Source organism: Lactococcus garvieae subsp. garvieae (genome assembly GCF_029024465.1).
Classification (GTDB): domain Bacteria; phylum Bacillota; class Bacilli; order Lactobacillales; family Streptococcaceae; genus Lactococcus; species Lactococcus garvieae.
In genome coordinates this window covers 1,767,837-1,786,197 of the sequence record NZ_CP118950.1, presented here as the reverse complement: position 1 = coordinate 1,786,197, position 18,361 = coordinate 1,767,837, and the positions used below count along the sequence as shown (strand labels likewise).

Annotated in this window: 15 protein-coding genes, 1 pseudogene and 1 riboswitch; of the genes and pseudogenes, 8 read left to right on the top strand and 8 right to left on the bottom strand. The window is 39.5% G+C overall.

Annotated elements, in window-relative coordinates; all coding sequences use genetic code 11:
* Positions 1 to 85 precede the first annotated feature (85 nt).
* A complete protein-coding gene (gene rnjA, locus PYW30_RS08965) occupies positions 86 to 1,774 on the bottom strand; it encodes a ribonuclease J1 (protein WP_042218476.1) in 1,689 nt (562 codons plus the stop codon).
* A 120-nt stretch (positions 1,775 to 1,894) separates the two neighbouring features.
* The gene (locus PYW30_RS08960; protein WP_017369648.1) at positions 1,895 to 2,125 is read right to left on the bottom strand and encodes a DNA-directed RNA polymerase subunit epsilon; all 231 of its coding nucleotides are present in this window, start codon (positions 2,123 to 2,125) and stop codon (positions 1,895 to 1,897) included.
* 422 nt (positions 2,126 to 2,547) lie between these two features.
* Between PYW30_RS08960 and tsaB the strand changes: the two genes are divergently transcribed.
* Genes tsaB through tsaD form a run of 4 tightly spaced genes read left to right on the top strand, consistent with a single transcriptional unit; the run spans position 2,548 to position 5,223 of the window.
* Positions 2,548 to 3,258 carry a tRNA (adenosine(37)-N6)-threonylcarbamoyltransferase complex dimerization subunit type 1 TsaB gene (gene tsaB, locus PYW30_RS08955; RefSeq protein WP_042218474.1) on the top strand — a complete coding sequence of 237 codons (711 nt, stop codon included), beginning with the start codon at positions 2,548 to 2,550 and terminating at the stop codon, positions 3,256 to 3,258.
* Complete coding sequence (gene rimI / locus PYW30_RS08950; protein WP_017371110.1) at positions 3,242 to 3,778, top strand: ribosomal protein S18-alanine N-acetyltransferase; 537 nt, start codon at positions 3,242 to 3,244, stop codon at positions 3,776 to 3,778. The genes tsaB and rimI (PYW30_RS08950) overlap by 17 nt, the downstream gene beginning before the upstream one ends.
* Positions 3,768 to 4,202 carry a ribosomal protein S18-alanine N-acetyltransferase gene (gene rimI, locus PYW30_RS08945; protein WP_014025420.1) on the top strand — a complete coding sequence of 145 codons (435 nt, stop codon included), beginning with the start codon at positions 3,768 to 3,770 and terminating at the stop codon, positions 4,200 to 4,202. Before rimI (PYW30_RS08950) ends, rimI (PYW30_RS08945) begins: the two co-directional genes overlap by 11 nt.
* A gap of 1 nt (position 4,203) precedes the next feature.
* Positions 4,204 to 5,223 carry a tRNA (adenosine(37)-N6)-threonylcarbamoyltransferase complex transferase subunit TsaD gene (gene tsaD / locus PYW30_RS08940; RefSeq protein ID WP_003133260.1) on the top strand — a complete coding sequence of 340 codons (1,020 nt, stop codon included), beginning with the start codon at positions 4,204 to 4,206 and terminating at the stop codon, positions 5,221 to 5,223.
* Between the two features lie 35 nt (positions 5,224 to 5,258).
* Here the strand turns inward: tsaD and PYW30_RS08935 are convergent, their stop codons facing one another.
* A complete protein-coding gene (locus PYW30_RS08935) occupies positions 5,259 to 5,735 on the bottom strand; it encodes an effector binding domain-containing protein (protein WP_003133261.1) in 477 nt (158 codons plus the stop codon).
* A 9-nt stretch (positions 5,736 to 5,744) separates the two neighbouring features.
* A complete protein-coding gene (locus PYW30_RS08930; RefSeq protein ID WP_042218471.1) occupies positions 5,745 to 6,545 on the bottom strand; it encodes a hypothetical protein in 801 nt (266 codons plus the stop codon).
* 234 nt (positions 6,546 to 6,779) lie between these two features.
* Between PYW30_RS08930 and PYW30_RS08925 the strand changes: the two genes are divergently transcribed.
* Both PYW30_RS08925 and PYW30_RS08920 read left to right on the top strand, forming a co-directional pair.
* Positions 6,780 to 9,320, top strand: a complete 2,541-nt coding sequence (locus PYW30_RS08925; RefSeq protein ID WP_042218469.1) for a M1 family metallopeptidase — start codon at positions 6,780 to 6,782, stop codon at positions 9,318 to 9,320.
* Between the two features lie 156 nt (positions 9,321 to 9,476).
* Positions 9,477 to 9,575: riboswitch (THF riboswitch) on the top strand.
* A gap of 43 nt (positions 9,576 to 9,618) precedes the next feature.
* Positions 9,619 to 10,158, top strand: coding sequence for a folate family ECF transporter S component (locus PYW30_RS08920; protein WP_042218468.1), 540 nt, complete (start codon positions 9,619 to 9,621; stop codon positions 10,156 to 10,158).
* 11 nt (positions 10,159 to 10,169) lie between these two features.
* Here the strand turns inward: PYW30_RS08920 and PYW30_RS08915 are convergent, their stop codons facing one another.
* From PYW30_RS08915 to PYW30_RS08905, 3 genes are all read right to left on the bottom strand, one after another.
* Positions 10,170 to 11,363 (bottom strand): MFS transporter, encoded by a 1,194-nt coding sequence (locus PYW30_RS08915; RefSeq protein WP_042218466.1) that lies wholly within the window; start codon positions 11,361 to 11,363, stop codon positions 10,170 to 10,172.
* Between the two features lie 95 nt (positions 11,364 to 11,458).
* On the bottom strand, positions 11,459 to 11,917 hold the full coding sequence (locus PYW30_RS08910; protein ID WP_003133267.1) for a MarR family winged helix-turn-helix transcriptional regulator: 459 nt from the start codon (positions 11,915 to 11,917) through the stop codon (positions 11,459 to 11,461).
* 1 nt (position 11,918) lies between these two features.
* Positions 11,919 to 13,133 (bottom strand): cation diffusion facilitator family transporter, encoded by a 1,215-nt coding sequence (locus PYW30_RS08905; protein ID WP_019298976.1) that lies wholly within the window; start codon positions 13,131 to 13,133, stop codon positions 11,919 to 11,921.
* 315 nt (positions 13,134 to 13,448) lie between these two features.
* On the opposite strand from PYW30_RS08905, the gene PYW30_RS08900 reads away from it, so the two are divergent.
* Both PYW30_RS08900 and PYW30_RS08895 read left to right on the top strand, forming a co-directional pair.
* On the top strand, positions 13,449 to 15,182 hold the full coding sequence (locus PYW30_RS08900) for an ABC transporter ATP-binding protein (protein ID WP_042218464.1): 1,734 nt from the start codon (positions 13,449 to 13,451) through the stop codon (positions 15,180 to 15,182).
* Between the two features lie 53 nt (positions 15,183 to 15,235).
* Positions 15,236 to 17,329, top strand: a complete 2,094-nt coding sequence (locus PYW30_RS08895; RefSeq protein WP_042218462.1) for an ABC transporter ATP-binding protein — start codon at positions 15,236 to 15,238, stop codon at positions 17,327 to 17,329.
* Positions 17,330 to 17,423: 94 nt separating this feature from the next.
* Here PYW30_RS08895 and PYW30_RS08890 read toward each other — a convergent pair.
* Positions 17,424 to 18,142, bottom strand: a pseudogene (locus PYW30_RS08890) (hypothetical protein).
* Between the last annotated feature and the right edge of the window lie 219 nt (positions 18,143 to 18,361).

Sequence of the window (18,361 nt, the reverse complement as noted above, 5' to 3'; positions counted from 1 at the left end):
TTAATTATAGTAAGATAACTGAAAATAAGCTTAATACGCTTAAAATAACAAAACCAAAAACCACATCTTAAGATGTGGTTTTGTATTATTTTTCATCAGGTGTCATAATCATCGGAACGATGAGTGGACGACGTTCAGTTTGTTTATAAAGGAACGGAGCCAACGCTTCACGCATGGCGCGTGCTACGACAGCTTCGTTAACATTTTCTGTGTTGAGCATGGCTTCACGGATAGCATTGAAAAGTACACGCTGACCATTACGGATCAAATCACCAGACTCACGCATGTAAATAAAGCCACGGCTTAACATATCAGGACCTGCAAGCACTGTTTTATTTTTGAAATCTACGGTAGCAACAGCAAGTACAATACCATCTTCAGCAAGCTCATGACGGTCATGAAGCACCGCATTACCAACATCACCAATACCTGAGCCATCAACATAAGTGTCAGCAGCAGGGAAATGATCAGCATAGCGTGCTGACTCAGCAGTCAAAGCCAGAACATCACCATTTTCGAAAATGAAACAATTTTCTTTGGGAACACCAGTGTCTTGAGCGAGTCCAGCATGAATTTTTAACATGCGGTACTCACCGTGAACAGGCATGAAGTATTTTGGTTTAATCAAACGGAGCATTAATTTTTGCTCCTGTTGTCCACCGTGACCGGAAGTGTGAATGTTGTTCATCTTACCATAAACCACGGTTGCACCAGCTTCGGTGATTGTATTAGCCAATTGGTTTACACCATGTGTGTTACCTGGAATCGCGTTAGATGAGAAGACAACGGTGTCTCCCATTTGTAATGTGATATGACGGTGCATACCATTAGCGATTCGGCTTAGAGCAGCCATTGGTTCACCTTGAGAACCTGTACACATGATGAGCAGTTCACTTGAATTGTATTGGTTCACCTCGTTGGGTTCAATAAAAGTTCCTTTAGGGGCTTTTATGTATCCAAGCTCAAGACCGTTAACAATGGCTTTTTCCATAGAACGTCCAAAGACAACAATCTTACGTCCAGTTTTTACAGCACCATCAACGGCTTGTTGTAAACGGAAGATATTTGAAGCGAAAGAAGCGAAAATAATACGTCCTTCAATGCGCTCAAAAATCTTCATGATGTTTTGACCAACAACTTTTTCAGAGTGAGAAAAAATTGGAATTTCGGCATTGGTTGAGTCTGAGAGAAGAAGCAAAACGCCTTCTTCCCCGAGAGCAGCCATACGATGCAAATCAGCGGGCTCACCAACAGGTGTAAAGTCAAACTTAAAGTCACCTGTGGCTACAACTTTACCTTGGGGTGTTTCGACAACAATACCCAAAGGTTCTGGAATGGAGTGCGTTGTGCGGAAGAAGTTAACACTTAAATTGTTAAACTTAATTTCGCTATCCGCATGAATTTCAAAGAGTTTTGCATCACGCAAAAGCCCATGTTCTTCTAATTTTCCACGAATTAAAGCTAGAGATAACGGACCTGCATAAATAGGGATATTTGCTTGCTTAAGCAAGAAGGGAATACCACCGATGTGGTCCTCGTGTCCGTGTGTAATGAAGAGCCCTTTGATACGGTCGATATTTTCGACAATATAACTATAGTCAGGGATAACATAATCGACACCCAAAAGATCATCTTCTGGGAATTTTATACCGGCATCGATGATGATAATTTCATCTTGATATTCGACACCATATGTGTTTTTACCGATTTCGCCCAGTCCGCCAATAGCGTAAACTGCGACTTCGTCGGAGTTAATTTTTAATGGTTTAATCATTGTTTTCTTTCTATACATATTTGTATGACAAAATCACTTTAGAGTGGTGACTTTCGTCCTTTTCTAAAGTGTTTTGCAGTAAATCTTTTGATGATGCGGGTGGCAAGCATCTTTTTTTAATTAAAAGCTTGTAATTTCAAGGCCACCGTTTTCTTTTTCATATTCAACAGCTTCGTCTGAAAGTGAATCGATGAATTCAACGTGATAGTCTGTGTTTGCAGCCAAAAGTTCGCGCGCTAAGATGACACCTTCACGTGTATCTGTAACATCAAGGTCAAGGTAGAGAACCTTAGTTGTTTCACGACGTGGTGAACGTGTTTTATCTTCTTGGTAAAATGCTTTGAAAATCATATTATATTTGAGCGAATAAAAATTCGCTTTCCTTTCTTTTGTTTCCGAGTGTTTCAGTTTTACAGTTACTTTCATTTTAGCATAAAATGGAGATAATGAAAAGCAAAGGTTTATAGAGCCAAAGCATTTGGAACAAGAAGAGCTTTTTCAAAGAAGGAAAAGCCAGACAAAAGTGACAAAGAAAAAGTTGAGTGAAAATAAATAGGAAGACTTTTGTCGGAGCTAAAGAAAAATGCAAAATCGGAAAGCGAAAAATTTCAAGAAATATAAAAAATGGTATAATAGATGCTATCGTATACTTCTAGATGTTTAAAAAGAGCTACACACTTTGTTCTGACTTGCATATTCGATAGTGTGAAAAGTAATGACTGAGTTGCGGGTATTAGGTATAACAAAATAAGAAGAATGGAGAATAGGATCTCGTGAAAATTTTAGCTTTTGACAGTTCGAGTAAGGCCTTGTCTGTGGCACTTGTCGATAATGATGTTTTGTTGGGAGAGATTACTCTAAATTTAAAGAAAAATCATAGCACCACTCTGATGACATCTGTTGACTTTTTGATGCACCAATCTGCAGTAGAAGCGAGTGAACTTGACCGCATTGTTGTAGCTCAGGGTCCAGGATCTTATACAGGATTGCGTTTGGCAGCAACTGTTGGAAAGACACTTGCCTACAGTTTAAATAAGGATATCGTTGGTGTTTCGAGTCTTTTCGCTATTGCAAGAAGATTGAGAACGGACAGAGCGATTGTTCCTGTGATGGATGCACGTCGTGGCAATGCTTATGCTGCGCTTTATCAAGGGGATAAAGAAGTTGTCCCAGGACAGCATTGTGTCTTTCGTGAATTCTTAGCCAACTTAGATAAGAACCTTCCGATTGTATTTACAGGGGAAACAGAAAACTTTGTGGCTGACATTGAAGCTGCAGGGTTTACAAATTTTGAAATTATTGAAGACAGCTTAGACAAATTACCTTCAGCTTATCAAATCGCCCTATTTGGTAAAAATCTAGAACCGGTAGCGGTTCACGGCTTTGCTCCAAATTATTTGAAAAAAGTTGAAGCAGAAGAGAAATGGTTGGAGACACATGAAGAATCTGAAAACGCTACTGGCGAATATGTTCAAAGGATTTGAGCCACGTCGTTATCTTAATATGGATGAAGTGGACTTAAAATCAAATATTGATGGTGTAGATTATCGCTTGGCAGAGCGTAAAGATATTGTAGACATGCTTGCGATTGAGCGTGATGTTTATGATGGCGAAGTGCCGTGGACTTTTTCACATTTTGAACATGAGATAGTTCAGGATGAGAATGCCTTCTTTGTTTCAGCAGTCGTTGACAGTAAACTTATTGGTTTCATTGGGATTCGCCTTACGGAACGGGGGAAAGTCGTGCATATCACGAATCTTGCGGTTGCTGTAGCCTATCAAGGTAAGGGGGTTGGGAGTAATCTCGTCAACCAAATGATTCGTCTGATGACACTTCTTGGTAAGCAGCAGATGACGCTTGAAGTACGGCGTGACAATACAAAAGCTCAAGGTCTTTACCGTCGCTTAGGTTTTTCAACAGGAAAGCTGATTGCTCACTATTATGAGGACGGTGGCGATGCTGTGTGGATGTCAAGACAGTTGAGAACCGAACATGAAAATTGAACGTTTTGATTCTGCGAAGTTTGAGACGCAGGATATAGCTTGTAAACTGAAAGAAATTTTAGACCTTTGCTATGGAGAATCTCCTTGGTCGGAAGCTTATCTCCTTAGCAATCTGAAAAGGGATATCTATTTTCTAGCTGAAGTAGACGATGAGCTTGTTGGTTTCTTAGCCGTTCAAGTGGTCATGGAAGAGATGGAAATTACCAACCTTGCAGTGAAGCCAGAATTTCAAAGCAACAAAATAGCCAGCAGCTTAATGGATCAAGTGGCTAATTTTGCGGGGACCCTGTTTTTAGAAGTACGGGAATCCAATAAACCAGCACAAAATCTCTATAAAAAATATAATTTCGAGGCTTTTTATACTCGAAAAAACTACTATTCGCACCCGACAGAAGATGCGATTCTAATGAGGAAGATACAATAAAATGAATGATAAATATATATTAGCTTTCGAAACCTCTTGTGATGAGACATCTGTCGCTGTTTTGAAAAATGGCACAGAACTTCTCTCTAATGTTATCGCAAGTCAGGTAAACAGCCATAAACGTTTTGGTGGAGTAGTCCCTGAGGTGGCGAGTCGGCATCACGTGGAACAAATTACCGCCTGTATTGATGAGGCTTTAGAGCAAGCTGGAATTACTGCAAAAGAACTCTCAGCTGTAGCCGTAACAGAAGGTCCAGGTCTTGTTGGGGCTTTACTTGTGGGCATTATGGCAGCGAAAACCTTTGCTTGGGCCAACAACCTTCCATTAATACCTGTCAATCATATGGCTGGACATCTTATGGCTGCGGCTTTAGTAGATACTATTGAATACCCAGCTATGGCTCTTTTAGTCAGTGGGGGCCATACAGAATTGGTTTATGTGGAATCTGAGGGGAACTACAAAAAAATTGGTGAAACACGGGACGATGCGGCAGGGGAAGCCTACGATAAAGTCGGCCGTGTCATGGGGCTAACTTATCCTTCAGGTAAAGAGATTGATGAGTTGGCACATAAAGGAGAAGATACTTATGCTTTTCCACGTGCAATGATGACTGCAGCAGATGGTTTGGAAATGTCTTTTAGTGGTTTGAAATCGGCATTTATCAATCTCGTTCATAATGCAAAACAACAAGGGCAAGATTTAGTGGCTACGGATTTAGAAAACTTAGCTGCCAGCTTTCAAGCAGCAGTTGTTGATGTCTTGATTGCTAAAACAAAACGTGCACTTGAACAATACCCGGCTAAAACTTTAATCGTTGGTGGGGGTGTATCCGCCAATCAAGGTTTACGTGAGCGACTTGCCACCGATATGAAGGATATTAAAGTCATATTGCCTCCTCTTCGCCTCTGTGGTGATAATGCTGGAATGATAGCAGCAGCAGCCACTATCGAGATGGACAAAGAAAATTTTGCGGATTTATCACTTAATGCACGGCCGAGCCTTGTTTTTGGTGATATTTGAGACTAAAAAAACTCAGAGTATTTCTGAGCTTTTTTTTATTTTTTAACGACTGGTAACCAAATTTCACCATAATAACTGCCATCAGGACGCTCTTGGCGATAAGCAAGATGAGGGCCACCGAGATAGGTATAGTCCATAACTTTGGGGAGAATCTTGCGAAAAGCTTGATGTGACAAGTGTTCAAAAATTTTTCCTTTAGCTGCTGTATCAGAAATTACAATATAATTACTTTCCGGAAATTTAAGTAAACGACAATCGTCCTTCAGCTCTTTTCGACTTTCCACCGCAAAATAATTCCAAGGTTTTCCGAGGTAATCCTTATGAACAGACCACTCACGCTCATTTTTAGCTCTTTTCTTGAGCTTTGCTAAGCGACCATCCTTTTGCAAACTTGACTCAAAGATTTCTCTTTCGAGTGCCAAAGAGCGGTAGTCTTGCAGTGAGGCTTGAATGGGAAAACCGTAAGCCGCTAAGATGAACGGGCTTTTATGCTCTAGAGTATAATCAATCATCATCGCTCCTTAGTTTACAACGGTTAGTTCATGGATGGAACGCCCTTCGTCATCAAACATTTCCAACCAACTGTTTGTTCCTGCAAAGTAGAGGAAATGGCCGAGTTCATTGACGGAACGCAGAATAATGTCTTCAGTAGTGGTCCAAGTTTCAGGATCAAATTTTTCTTTATTTTCTTCCCTAAGGTTTAACGTAAATTTTGCAGTGAAGCCAAGAGTACCATCGGCCCTTTTAGGTGCGGCATCATTAGGGAGCATTTTTGCACCTGCAAGCAGACGCATTTCGGTAGATTTTTGCCAAATGACTGTGCCTGATGTTCCTTCATGCTTAATATGAAATGGAATATCTGAAATAGCCTTTTTCCAGCGGTGTTGCGCTTTAGCTGAAAAAGCTTTCTTCTTTGCGAGTTTAAAGCCGAATGCTTCAAGGCTAGGTAAAAATTCATCGGCAGCTTTACTACAGATATTGTAGATATTTGAGGGCAATTTAACTCTTTCAGGAACTACGGCTAGCTTCATAGAAGCTTCTTGAGCTTTTTCAAGGAGAAAAGCTTCAAGATAAGGAGTGTCTATTTCGTAAGCCTTAGGATCAAGGACAATAACTTTATCAAATTCCAACTTAGGGATTAATGTTTTATCGGCAGCAATCATAATAATTTGGCTTTTTTTCGTGAGGAAAAATATTTCACCCTTTTTGAGAGCAAAGCGACTATTATTGCTCTCAAAGATACGTACCGTGGCACCAGAGGAAAGTTCGAGAAGGAGTTTCCCTTTTTCATCAATCGTTACTGAAAACTTTGTTTTTTTCATAACTTTATTTTAACAGAAAAGTCTGTTTTTTCATCTTTTTTTGAACATCCTTTATTTTATTAAAGCGTTTCTACTTATTTAATAAACTTTTTTACTGCAAATTAAAGATAGACCATTTAATAATTTACGTAAGCACCTTTAAAAATTAAATGCAGGAAAGCAAAGCTTTTCTCGAAATTTTCTAAACAATTTGCTATAATTAAGTAAACTAACAAAAAGGAAGCGAACAACATTATGGCAGTAAAACGTTTAATTGAAACATTTGTACCAGAAAATTATAAAATTTTCCTTGACATTGACCGCAAATCAAAGACCTTCAAAGGTCAGGTGGCGATCAAAGGTGAAGCTAAAGCTGAGACTATTTATTTCCACCAAAAAGATTTGAACATTACTAAAGTTTCTGCTTTTAGTGTTGAAGCAGACTTTACTGTGGATAATGCCAACGAAGAACTTACAGTTAAAGTGGGCCAAAAAGGTCAAGTGACCGTTTCATTTGAATATGAAGGTAAAATCACAGATAATATGATGGGCATTTACCCCTCATATTATGAAGTAAACGGTGAGAAGAAAATGCTTATCGGTACGCAATTTGAATCACATTTTGCCCGTCAAGCTTTCCCATCAATTGACGAACCAGAAGCTAAGGCTACTTTTGACCTATCGGTTAAATTTGATGAAGAACCTGGTGATATTATTATTTCCAATATGCCAGAACTTCTCAATATTGAAGGAATTCACGTCTTTGAACGTACAGTCCGTATGAGTTCTTACCTTCTTGCTTTTGTCTTTGGGGATATGCAGTATAAAAAAGGCCGTACAAAATCTGGCGTGGAAGTAGGGACTTTCTCAACAAAAGCACATTCTGAAGAGGTCTTAGATTTTCCTTTGGACATCGCCATTCGTTCCATTGAATTTTACGAGGACTACTATAAAACGCCTTACCCATTGCCACACAGCTGGCATGTTGCGCTGCCTGACTTCTCGGCAGGGGCTATGGAAAACTGGGGATGTATCACTTACCGTGAAGTCTGCATGCTGGTTGACCCAGAAAATGCGACAGTTGCCAGCAAACAATATGTAGCAACAGTCATTGCGCATGAGTTAGCACACCAATGGTTTGGTGATTTGGTAACAATGCGTTGGTGGGATGATTTGTGGCTCAATGAGTCATTTGCCAACAATATGGAATATGTGGCAATTGACGCTATTGAACCCGATTGGAAAGTTTGGGAAAGTTTCTCTGTTAAAGAAGCTAGCCTTGCTTTAGATCGTGATGCTACAGATGGTGTTCAATCTGTTCATGTGGATGTGAACCACCCTGACGAAATTGGCACACTCTTTGATGCCGCTATTGTCTATGCTAAAGGTTCACGCTTGATGGTCATGCTCCGTAAATGGTTGGGAGATGAAGACTTCTCTGCAGGACTTCGCAAATACTTTGAAACGCATCAATATGGTAATACCGTGGGAGATGATCTTTGGGATGCACTCTCAAGTACATCAGGTAAAAATGTAGGCGAGTTTATGCATTCATGGGTAAACCAACCCGGATACCCCGTCTTGACTGCGGAAGTTGTAAATGACACGCTAGTTTTAAGCCAACAACAATTCTTCATTGGTAAAGGTGAAGACAAAGGCCGCTTGTGGCAAATTCCATTGAATACAAACTGGAAAGGTTTGCCAGATACATTGGTTACGGAAAGAATTGAAATTCCGGGTTATGCAGCACTTAAGGCTGAAAATGAAGGCCAACCGCTCTTCTTCAACGAAGCACACGCAGCACATTATATTATTGACTATAAAGGTCAGCTTTTAGATAATCTTTTGGCTCAGCTTGGGAAACTGGAAGATATTACGAAATTCCAAATTCTTCAAGACCGTAAGTATCTTGCTAAAGGTGAAGTTATCAGCTACGCTGATGTTGTGAATATCTTACCTGCCTTTGCAAATGAGGAAAGTTATATCGTTAACCAAGCGCTTAACCAAATCTTTAGTGAGTTAGATATCTTTATTGATGATGAGTCAGCTACAGAAAAATCATACAAATCACTTGTAGGTAAAGTTTTTGCCAAAAACTATGCACGTTTGGGATGGGAGAAAAAAGCTGGCGAATCAGCTGGAGACGAAACTTTACGTGGCACAGTACTCTCACGTACGCTTTACTCTGAAAATCTTGAAGCTGTAGAAAAGGCGAGCGAGATTTACGCAGCGCATAAGGACAATGTAGCAACTATTCCTGCAGATATTCGTCCAATTGTCTTGAATAATGAAATTAAAACAAGTAATTCTGCTGAACTTGTAGCTTCTTATATGGATACTTATGTGAAAACAAGTCTTCAAGAACTAAAACGTGAATTAGCTGCAGCTGTAGCCAATGTCCGTGATGAAGCAGCAATTAAAGGACTCTTGGAAGATTTCAAAAATGCGGATATCGTGAAACCTCAAGATATTGCATTCTCTTGGTTCTACCTCTTAGCGAAAGACTTCGCTCAAGATGCTGCATGGACTTGGGAACGTGAGAACTGGGATTGGATTGCTGAAAAACTTGGGGGCGATATGAGCTATGATAAGTTTGTAATCTATCCAGGTAATGTCTTTAAGACCGCCGAAAAATTTGAAGAATATAAAGCTTTCTTTGAACCAAAATTGAGTAATCCGGGACTTAAACGTTCAATCGAGATGGCGATTAAACAAATCGATGCGCGTGTATCACTGATTAATAATCAAAAGAGTGCAGTCGAAGCTGCCATCGCAAATGTAGAAAAAGAATTGTAAAAAAAGACTTCTTAGAAATCAGCAAGCGCTGAATTCTAAGAGGTTTTTTCTGTTTAGCAAACTTCTGTAAACATCTAAAATCCAATGTAAAAGAAAAGCCTTGAAATTGAGAATTATCTGAACAAGGGATGTGGTAAACTGTAAAAGTAAAAATTTAACAGAGTAGGGCCAATGCGTTAAGTGCTGTGAAATGGGATGTCGTTCACAGACGAAACTTGAGTTTTTCAAGTGCGGTAGAGGCTCGCATCCGCTGATTCTCATATAATCAGTTACTCACCAGATCCTTGGGAGGTACTATATGAAAAGATTTATTGTGAAGCTGTCACTCATACAGCTTGTTTTTTTGGCGATTTTGTTGGCTTTGTCCATCATTTTACGTTCTTTCACTTTTGGGAGTAGTTTTTGGAAGTTATCGCCAGGATTTATCGCTGATGGTTTGATGGGCTTCTTTGTAGGTCCTTTGTGGACAGGTTTAGCTTTAGGACTGGGTGATATATTTGGCGTCTTGTTCCGTGGAAGTATTTCCTCGCCAGGTATGACAGTGACCGCAGCTCTAGTCGGCTTTATCTATGGTTGGGCTTTTTACAACAAGAAGTTCAGCATAACACGAGGTAAAGATTGGCTCTATATTTTAGCTGTTGTGAGTGTAACGATGGTTCTTCAAACCGTGTTACTGAATACTTTTTGGCTTTCGCTCATGTATCAGACACCTTTTAAGGTTCTTTTAGCTACGCGTCTTCCTTTGCTTGTACAGATTCCTATAAGAACGGTTGTCTTCATGTTGGTATTTGATAATATTCAACGTTTACCGCAGATTATGAGGCGTCTAAAAACATAAAAAGAAAACCGTCAATTTTGACGGTTTTTTGTTTTGAAAATTGTAAATGCAAAGATTAACAGGATAATTCCCATACAGGCAGGAGCAGGAGAACCGAAGAGAATATAAAGTTGTCCACCAATAATAGGGCCTAAAATACGAGTGAGTGCTTGTAAAGCTTGGCTACTCCCTTGGATTTGCCCTTGTTGATCTTCAGCAACTGATTTAGAAAGAGTTCCATTGAAGGGTGGAGCAAAAATCGAATCACCAAAACCGTAGATAAAAATGCCAAGGACAAAATAGAAAGGGTGTAGGGTAAAGGCAGATATTGCCATAAAAATATAGCCTAAGAGTTCGGCAATTATCGCACATTTAATAATGTATTGGTCCGTCAATTTTTTTAAGAGAAAAGGCATAATGAGCGCCTGACTAAAAATATCTTGAAGTCCCATAATAGAAAACAAAAGCCCGATTTGTACCGGTTGCCAAGAGAAGTTGTCTAAAGAAAACTGAGCAAGGATAGCTTGTAAGGCACCATTTGGGAGCCACAATAATAATGCAGCAAGAAATAACCGGTTCAGTTTTTTTATCTTAAATAAACTTTTGAGAGGGGCAAAGGGATAAAGCTGATGAACATCCAGCTTAACAAGTTGTTTTTTTGGTGGAAGACTTTCCGGCATAAAGAACATGCCGTAGAGAAGATTGAATAAGCTGAGAACAGCAGCAAAATAAAAGGGGACACGGTTACCATAATGTGCTAACAGTCCTCCAAAGGTTGGACCTAACAAGGTACCGACACCGACAAGGGCAGAAATCCAACCGAAGATTTGAGTGCGGGAAGCAGCTGGCGTAATATCGGAAAAGTAAGCAAATAAAGTGGCAATGTTTCCTCCGGAGATACCATCGATGATGCGACCAAGGAAAAAGACCCACAGTGCTCCAGCCATGCCAAAGATAAGATAACCCAAGGCAGAGCCAAGTAAGCAGAAAAGTAAAATCGGTTTACGACCATAGCGATCACTCAATGTACCTAGAGCTGGCGCTGCAAGAAAGGTACATAAGGCATAGATAGAACTCAAGAAGCTGATGACTAAGGGTTGATTTTGGGAAGAGGTATAGGGCTCCAGTAAAAAAGGAACCACAGGATTGATAATGGTAAAGCCAAGGCCCGTAAGAAAAACGGAAAATAAGCCAAAACTTAATGCGTGTTTATTTAGTGTATACATAGAACTCCTTATTAATGTTTCCTAGGAAACTATAAAAGTATAATCTATTATTGTTTCTTTGTCAACAAAAAAACAGATAAAAAAACAACCCCATTCTATATGGAGTTGTTACGGAGTTCTTTATCAAGGTGTTGATTGTAGAGTTGAGTAAACTCTAGTATGGTTTCTAATTTTTCAGAGCTGAAGGCCTCAAAGACTGCTTGGTCATTGAGTAGAAAATCTTTGTGAAGATCTTCGTGCTGCTGATTTATTTTTCTTCCTTTTGAAGTCAGTTTAAAATAAATCTCTTTATTGTTGTTGGGATTTCTGAATGTTGTAATGTCTTCCTTTTTGAGGAGCTTTTTCGTTGCTTTACTAATTGCGCCGCGAGTGACATACAGTTGATCGGCTAACCGTGTGACATTGGGGTGATCAAGCTGGGCGATGAACTCAATGCAGGCAATTTCCAAAAAAGAATAACCTTTGAATTTTTCGACCATTTGAGGTTTTCGCAGCTGATCCATTTTATTAAAGAGATCTGTAAGGCTTAGCATAATTTCTTCTTGTTGTTTCATACTAGCTTTCTCCTGTCACTTGGCGATAAATGCAACGCCAATATTCATTTCTACGCCAGATACTTGATACAGTGTAACTTTTTTGATTGTCTAAGTAATGATAGGTAAGGATGAAGGTCTTTTTGCTGACTTGCTCTGCTTGGTAATTTTTGATGGCTAAATCCTCTGTTGCAATAGCATTTGCCATATATTCTTCCTGTTGAATAATTTTCCCTTTTGTCGTAATAGCTTGAAATTGAGGGGCCAAAAGTTGATCAAGATGTTTACCATTGAGAAGCGCCTCTTCTTTGGGTAAGAGTTCTAATGCACGTGAAGCAAAGTGTTCTTCTTCAGGTAGCGCAGCAGGTTCGACATGGACATCAACATCATAAACATCAAAACCAGCCATGAGCATACGTTCTATTTTTTCGGTAGCCGCATGACTTTCATAGACAGAAAGGTCACGGGACATTTCAACGACAACATCTAGAAAGATATTACTGCCATAGGTACGACCACGAATCATCTTTACAGACTTGACTTTATTTACCAGCTCAATCGCTTCTTTATAATCTGCTAAAAGATTGTCATCAAAGCCATCGGAAAGTGAAAAAACACTATCACGGAAAATATCATAGGCCGTTTTAAGGATGAAACCGCAGATAACAAGAGCCATAATACGGTCGAGCCATATCCAATGCAAGGCTGCTGCCACAATGGCGACAGTTGTACCCAAAGAGGTCAGTGCATCACTCAGATTATCTTTACTGGAAGCTTCAAGTGCTTTCGATTGAGTTTTCTTCGCTAAACGGCTAGAGTAGAGGTAAACGGCAATCATTACAAAGGCAGAAAATAAGGCCACTGCAGCACCAATTGGGTTAATTTCAGTGGAACTTCCTTCTATAAAACCAACGATTGTCTGGCGCAACACTTCAAAGCCAATGAAGAACATAATGAAACTAGAAATCAGACTAGCAATTGATTCAACCTTCCAATGCCCATACGTATGGTCGTTATCAGAAGGAATACGTGCAATACGTAATCCAATCACGATAGCAATATTTCCTAAAATATCGGTGACATTATTAAAACCATTCGCAAGAAGAGAGGCTGAATTGGTGATTTGTGCTACACCAAGTTGTAAAAGAGACAGAAATATATAAGCAGCTATACTGACCCACACGCCTCGTTCGGCGAGTTTAAGGTTATGAGAGCGTGATATTTTGCTATTATTCATAAGCTTAATTATAACAAAAAAGCAGAGGAGCTGCTTTTAAAGGAAAAATAATATCTGGGAAGGTCGTTTTCGGCCTTAGACTTGGAACTGTTTGCGCTTAATTTCTGCTGTAAATAAGTTGTCGCAAATGATTGACACTCTTGTTAAAAAACGTTAAAATTAGATTGTTAGTTTATTTTTGTTATAAACTAAAGAAAAGACTAACAGTGTTAGTTATTAGCATTGCAAAATAGATGCTTAAATGTTATAATTTTTCAGCTAACGTATTTATTCTTGTTATTTTTGACAAGAAAATGAAAGGAAACTTTTTTATTTATGGTAATGAAAGCCATCGGCAAGTACAAATTGCTTGTCTTCGCTGCCCTTGCTACCATGCTTCTTCAAGTTGGTGCTGCGCTTTGGCAGCCGCAATATATGAAGAACATTTTGAGTGTTATGGCAGAATCTATTTCGATATCGGACAAGGTCGATAAAATTAATCATTATGGGGTGTATCTTTTACTTATAGCCGCTGTGGGATTAATTGGTTCCATCCTTAATACAGTAACTGCTGCAAAGATTGCTCAGTCTGTGTCTGCGGATATCCGTGAAGAAACCTTCCGAAAAATTCAAACTTTTTCTTATGAAAATATTGAGAAGTTTAATGCAGGTAATCTTGTTGTTCGTATGACCAACGACATCAACCAAGTACAAACACTTCTAATGATGACTTTCCAAGTCTTGATTCGAGTGCCTTTGCTCTTTATTGGTGCTTTTATCTTGTCTATTATCACGATGCCAGAACTTTGGTGGATCATTATTGTGATGGTTGTGCTTATTGTGCTGGTAACGATGTTATCCATGAAATCAATGGGCCCTCACTTTATGGTTTTCCAAAAATTGATGGACCGTATCAATGGAATTGCCAAAGAAAACCTACGTGGTGCTCGTGTCGTTAAATCTTTTGTTCAAGAAAAAGATCAAATCCAAAAATTTGATGCCACATCGGATGAGTTATTGGGTCATAATATGGCTGTAGGTTACACTTTTGCTGCGATGATTCCTGCATTTACAATCATTTCACAATTGGCTGTTTTTGGCGCAATTTTACTGGTTTCTACTTATGTAACACGTGATTTGAATACCGCGGCCAATACGCTTGGTGGGATTATGTCCTTTATCCAATACATGATGCAAATCATGATGGCGATTATCATGGGTGGGATGATGTCAATGTTTGCCTCTCGTGGTTTTGTTTCTATTGGACGTATTAACGAAATTTTAAAAACTGAACCTGCCATGGTGTTTGAAGACGTTGCGGATGAAGAACTTAGCGGTTCTGTCAAGTTTGATCATGTATCTTTTGCTTACCCTAACGATGAACACCCAACCTTACAAGACATCAGTTTTGAAATTCAACCGGGACAAATGGTCGGGATTGTCGGAGCAACGGGTTCTGGTAAATCAACCTTGGCTCAATTGATTCCGCGTCTTTTCGACCCCACTGAAGGTACAGTCAGTGTTGGCGGAAAAGATTTACGTCATGTCTCTAAGGCTACTCTAAAAAACACGATATCAATTGTCTTGCAAAAAGCAATTCTTTTCTCTGGAACAATTTCTGGCAACCTGAAACAAGGGAAAGCAGACGCTACCCTGGAGCAAATGAGCCGTGCAGCCAGCATTGCGCAGGCTGCAGAGTTTATTGAAAAACTGCCAGATCATTACGAATCACAGGTTGAAGAACGTGGGAATAACTTCTCAGGCGGACAAAAGCAACGTATGTCGATCACGCGTGGTATTATCAAAGACCCTAAAGTCCTTATCCTCGATGACTCAACATCAGCACTTGATGCCAAGTCAGAAAAACTGGTACAAGACGCTTTGAGCAATGACTTAAAAGATACGACAACAATTATTATCGCTCAAAAGATTTCATCTGTCGTTCATGCGGACACTATTCTTGTCCTTGATGAAGGTAAACTTGTTGCGCAAGGCACACACGCAGAGCTGGTTGAGAATTCGGCAGTTTACCGTGAAATCTATGATACACAGAAAGCAAAGGAGGACTAAATTTTCAGCGTTCTTCAATCTGTTTATGAAAAACAAGAAAATGAAAAAAGATTATGAATGATACATCTCGTGCATTGAAGTTCTTCTATCTCTACTTCAAAAAATATAAATTACAATTCCTCGTGATTGCGATATTTATCATTGCGGCTACTTACCTGCAAGTTAAAGCACCGGTACTTCTCGGGGATTCTATCACACACCTTTCGACTTATGTTAGTGATTATTTTAGTCATCAACACGCTGATGAAGCGATGAAAGGTTTACAACAAATAGCGGCAGGAGCAAACCAAGCTCAGGACGCTCTGCAGCAAATTGCTGCGCAAATGGGAAAAGTTACTGGACAAGTGGTGGATTGGCATAGCCTGACATCTGCTAATGTTCCATCTGCGGTAACTTCTAACCTTCCTTCAGGAACAACAATTGATAGTCTTCAAGCCATGGCTAAGATTCCGACAGATTGGCACCAGCTTACAGATGCTAATGTTCCAGAAACGATCCGTGCTAGCCTTAACGGTCAGTCAATTTCTGACTTGATGAAGGTAGCTACCTCACAAGCACCAAGCAAGGCTGACTTTATGCGTTCAATGTGGATGCTGCTTGCTTTCTACGTGATGACAGGAATTGCTCAACTTATCTATAGCTTGCTCTTTACACGTATCGTTGCACACTCAACAAACCGTATGCGTAAAGGTCTCTTTGGAAAGTTGGAACGCCTAACGATTTCTTATTTTGACCGTCATGCGGATGGCGATATTCTCGCCCGCTTTACTTCTGACTTGGATAATATTCAAAACACATTGAACCAAGCAGCAGTGAACGTTACCACTAACCTTGCCCTATTCCTCGGAATCTTGTATATGATTTTCGACCAAAATGTCAAGATGGCATTAGTGACAATTTCTACAACTCCTGTAGCCGTCCTCTGTGCTGTGATTATCATTATTCAAGCTAAGAAATATACAGACAGACAACAAAAAGAAGTCGGCGAACTTAATGCTTATATGGATGAAAAAATCTCTGGGCAAAAAGCGATTATCGTTGAAGGGCTTCAAGCAGATGCAATTGAAGGCTTTGAAGTACGTAATGATAAAGTACGTAAAACAACCTTTGCTGCTCAAGCGTGGTCAGGTATGATTTTCCCACTGATGAATGGCTTCTCTCTCTTGACTTTGGCCTTGGTTATTTTTGCAGGTGCTAATATCCTACTTAACGATGCTTCATTGTCAACTGCTGCAGCCTTTGGTTTGCTTGCTACATTTATCCAATATGCGCAACAATACTACAATCCGATCATGCAAATTTCTTCATCTTTCGGTCAATTGCAACTTGCGATAACTGGTGCAACACGTCTGAATGTGATGTTCGACGAAAAAGAAGAAGTACGTCCTGAAAATGGTAAAGCATTTAAAGGTATTTCTGAAGGTGTACACATTGAAGATATTGACTTTAGTTATCTTCCTGGCAAGCCGGTCCTCAAAGATGTCAACATTAATGTAAACAAGGGTCAAATGGTTGCCTTGGTTGGTCCAACAGGATCGGGTAAAACAACTGTTATGAACCTCATGAACCGTTTCTATGATGTGGATAAAGGGGGAATCAAGTTTGATGGTACCGATATTCGTGAATTTGACTTAGATTCATTACGTTCAAAAGTCGGGATTGTCTTGCAAGAATCTGTCCTTTTCTCTGGAACCATTGCGGACAATATTAAGTTTGGTAAAAAAGATGCGACGATGGACGAAGTTATCACAGTTGCTAAGACGACACACATCCACGAGTTCATTGAGAGCTTGCCAGAGGGTTATGAAACGCTTGTGGATGACGATGACAATGTCTTCTCTGTGGGTCAAAAACAACAAATCTCGATTGCACGTACTATCTTGACTAACCCTGATTTGCTTATTCTTGACGAAGCAACCTCAAACGTTGATACGGTCACAGAAGAACAAATTCAAATGGCTATGGAAGCGGCAATTGCTGGTCGTACTTCATTTGTTATTGCCCACCGTTTGAAAACAATACTTAACGCAGATAAAATTGTTGTCCTTAAGGACGGTGAAGTTATTGAAGAAGGAAACCATAATGAGCTGGTAAATCTTGGTGGCTTCTACTCTGAGCTTTATCACAACCAATTTGTCTTTGAATAAAATTAATATAAAAAACGCTCGTGCTTTAACGAGCGTTTTTTTTTTGATGGGGTCAGACTTTACCCAAAAAGGGAAAGTATTGATCAATCTTCAATTATGATATTTGTTCGAAAATAGCGATAATATCGACAGCACCAATGCCAGCAGGAATGATTAGCTGTTCTTTGCTTAAGGGAGAGTCCTCGATTTGCCAGCCGACAAAGTGATAGTGAGGCAATTTGACTTTGGCTGGTGAGATGTAGCCTTGTTCAATGCTTCGCACCCCTTCGGGATGGTCCCACTCGAGGGGTTCATTCCAAATCGTTTTAGCGCTGTAACGTACAGGATATTTGATTGGTGTCCATTGTGCATGAAAGTCATAGATTTGCCCAAGAGGTTCAAACTGATGTTTTTCTTGAGGTTTCCAGAGAAAGCTAGGATTATAGACTCTGGTGCGATGGATAACTGAACTTGGTCCAGCATAAAGTTGGGCTTGTTCCTGAGATTGTGGGTGAGCAAGTACATTGTGACGGTTACGGACTTTAGCCCATCCCTCAAAGGTATAGCCGGGGAGTTTTAAGGTTTTGTCCTTGAGAGAATAGCTTTGACTTTTAGGAAGAAGCTCAGAGCTCATCCCGATCCATTTTCCTTCAGCACTTATTATTTTATTATAGGCTTGATAATCCGCTTCATTAAGAGAAGGTACCGGGCTTATTTGAGCACGTTCCAAATGGTTGAGCATGTCCTTATTAATATTGAAAAATAATTTGCTTTAAAAAAGTTTGATTTCTTTTTATTTGGGATGAAAGAAGTTTTGAGTGAAAAATTCATCATTTATCCCTTTCTTTATTTTTGTGTCTAATGTTATATTATCATTTTTTTCTAATGTTAAATAATAATATACAATGCGTTTTTAGACAGCAAAATGAATACATATCATTGATGAATATCTGAGAAGAAAAAAGCATGCTTTTCATCTATTCAAAAGACAGGAAAAATGGTAGAATAGAGGGTACATGTATTTCATGTCTCAAATAAAACAATAAGTGATAG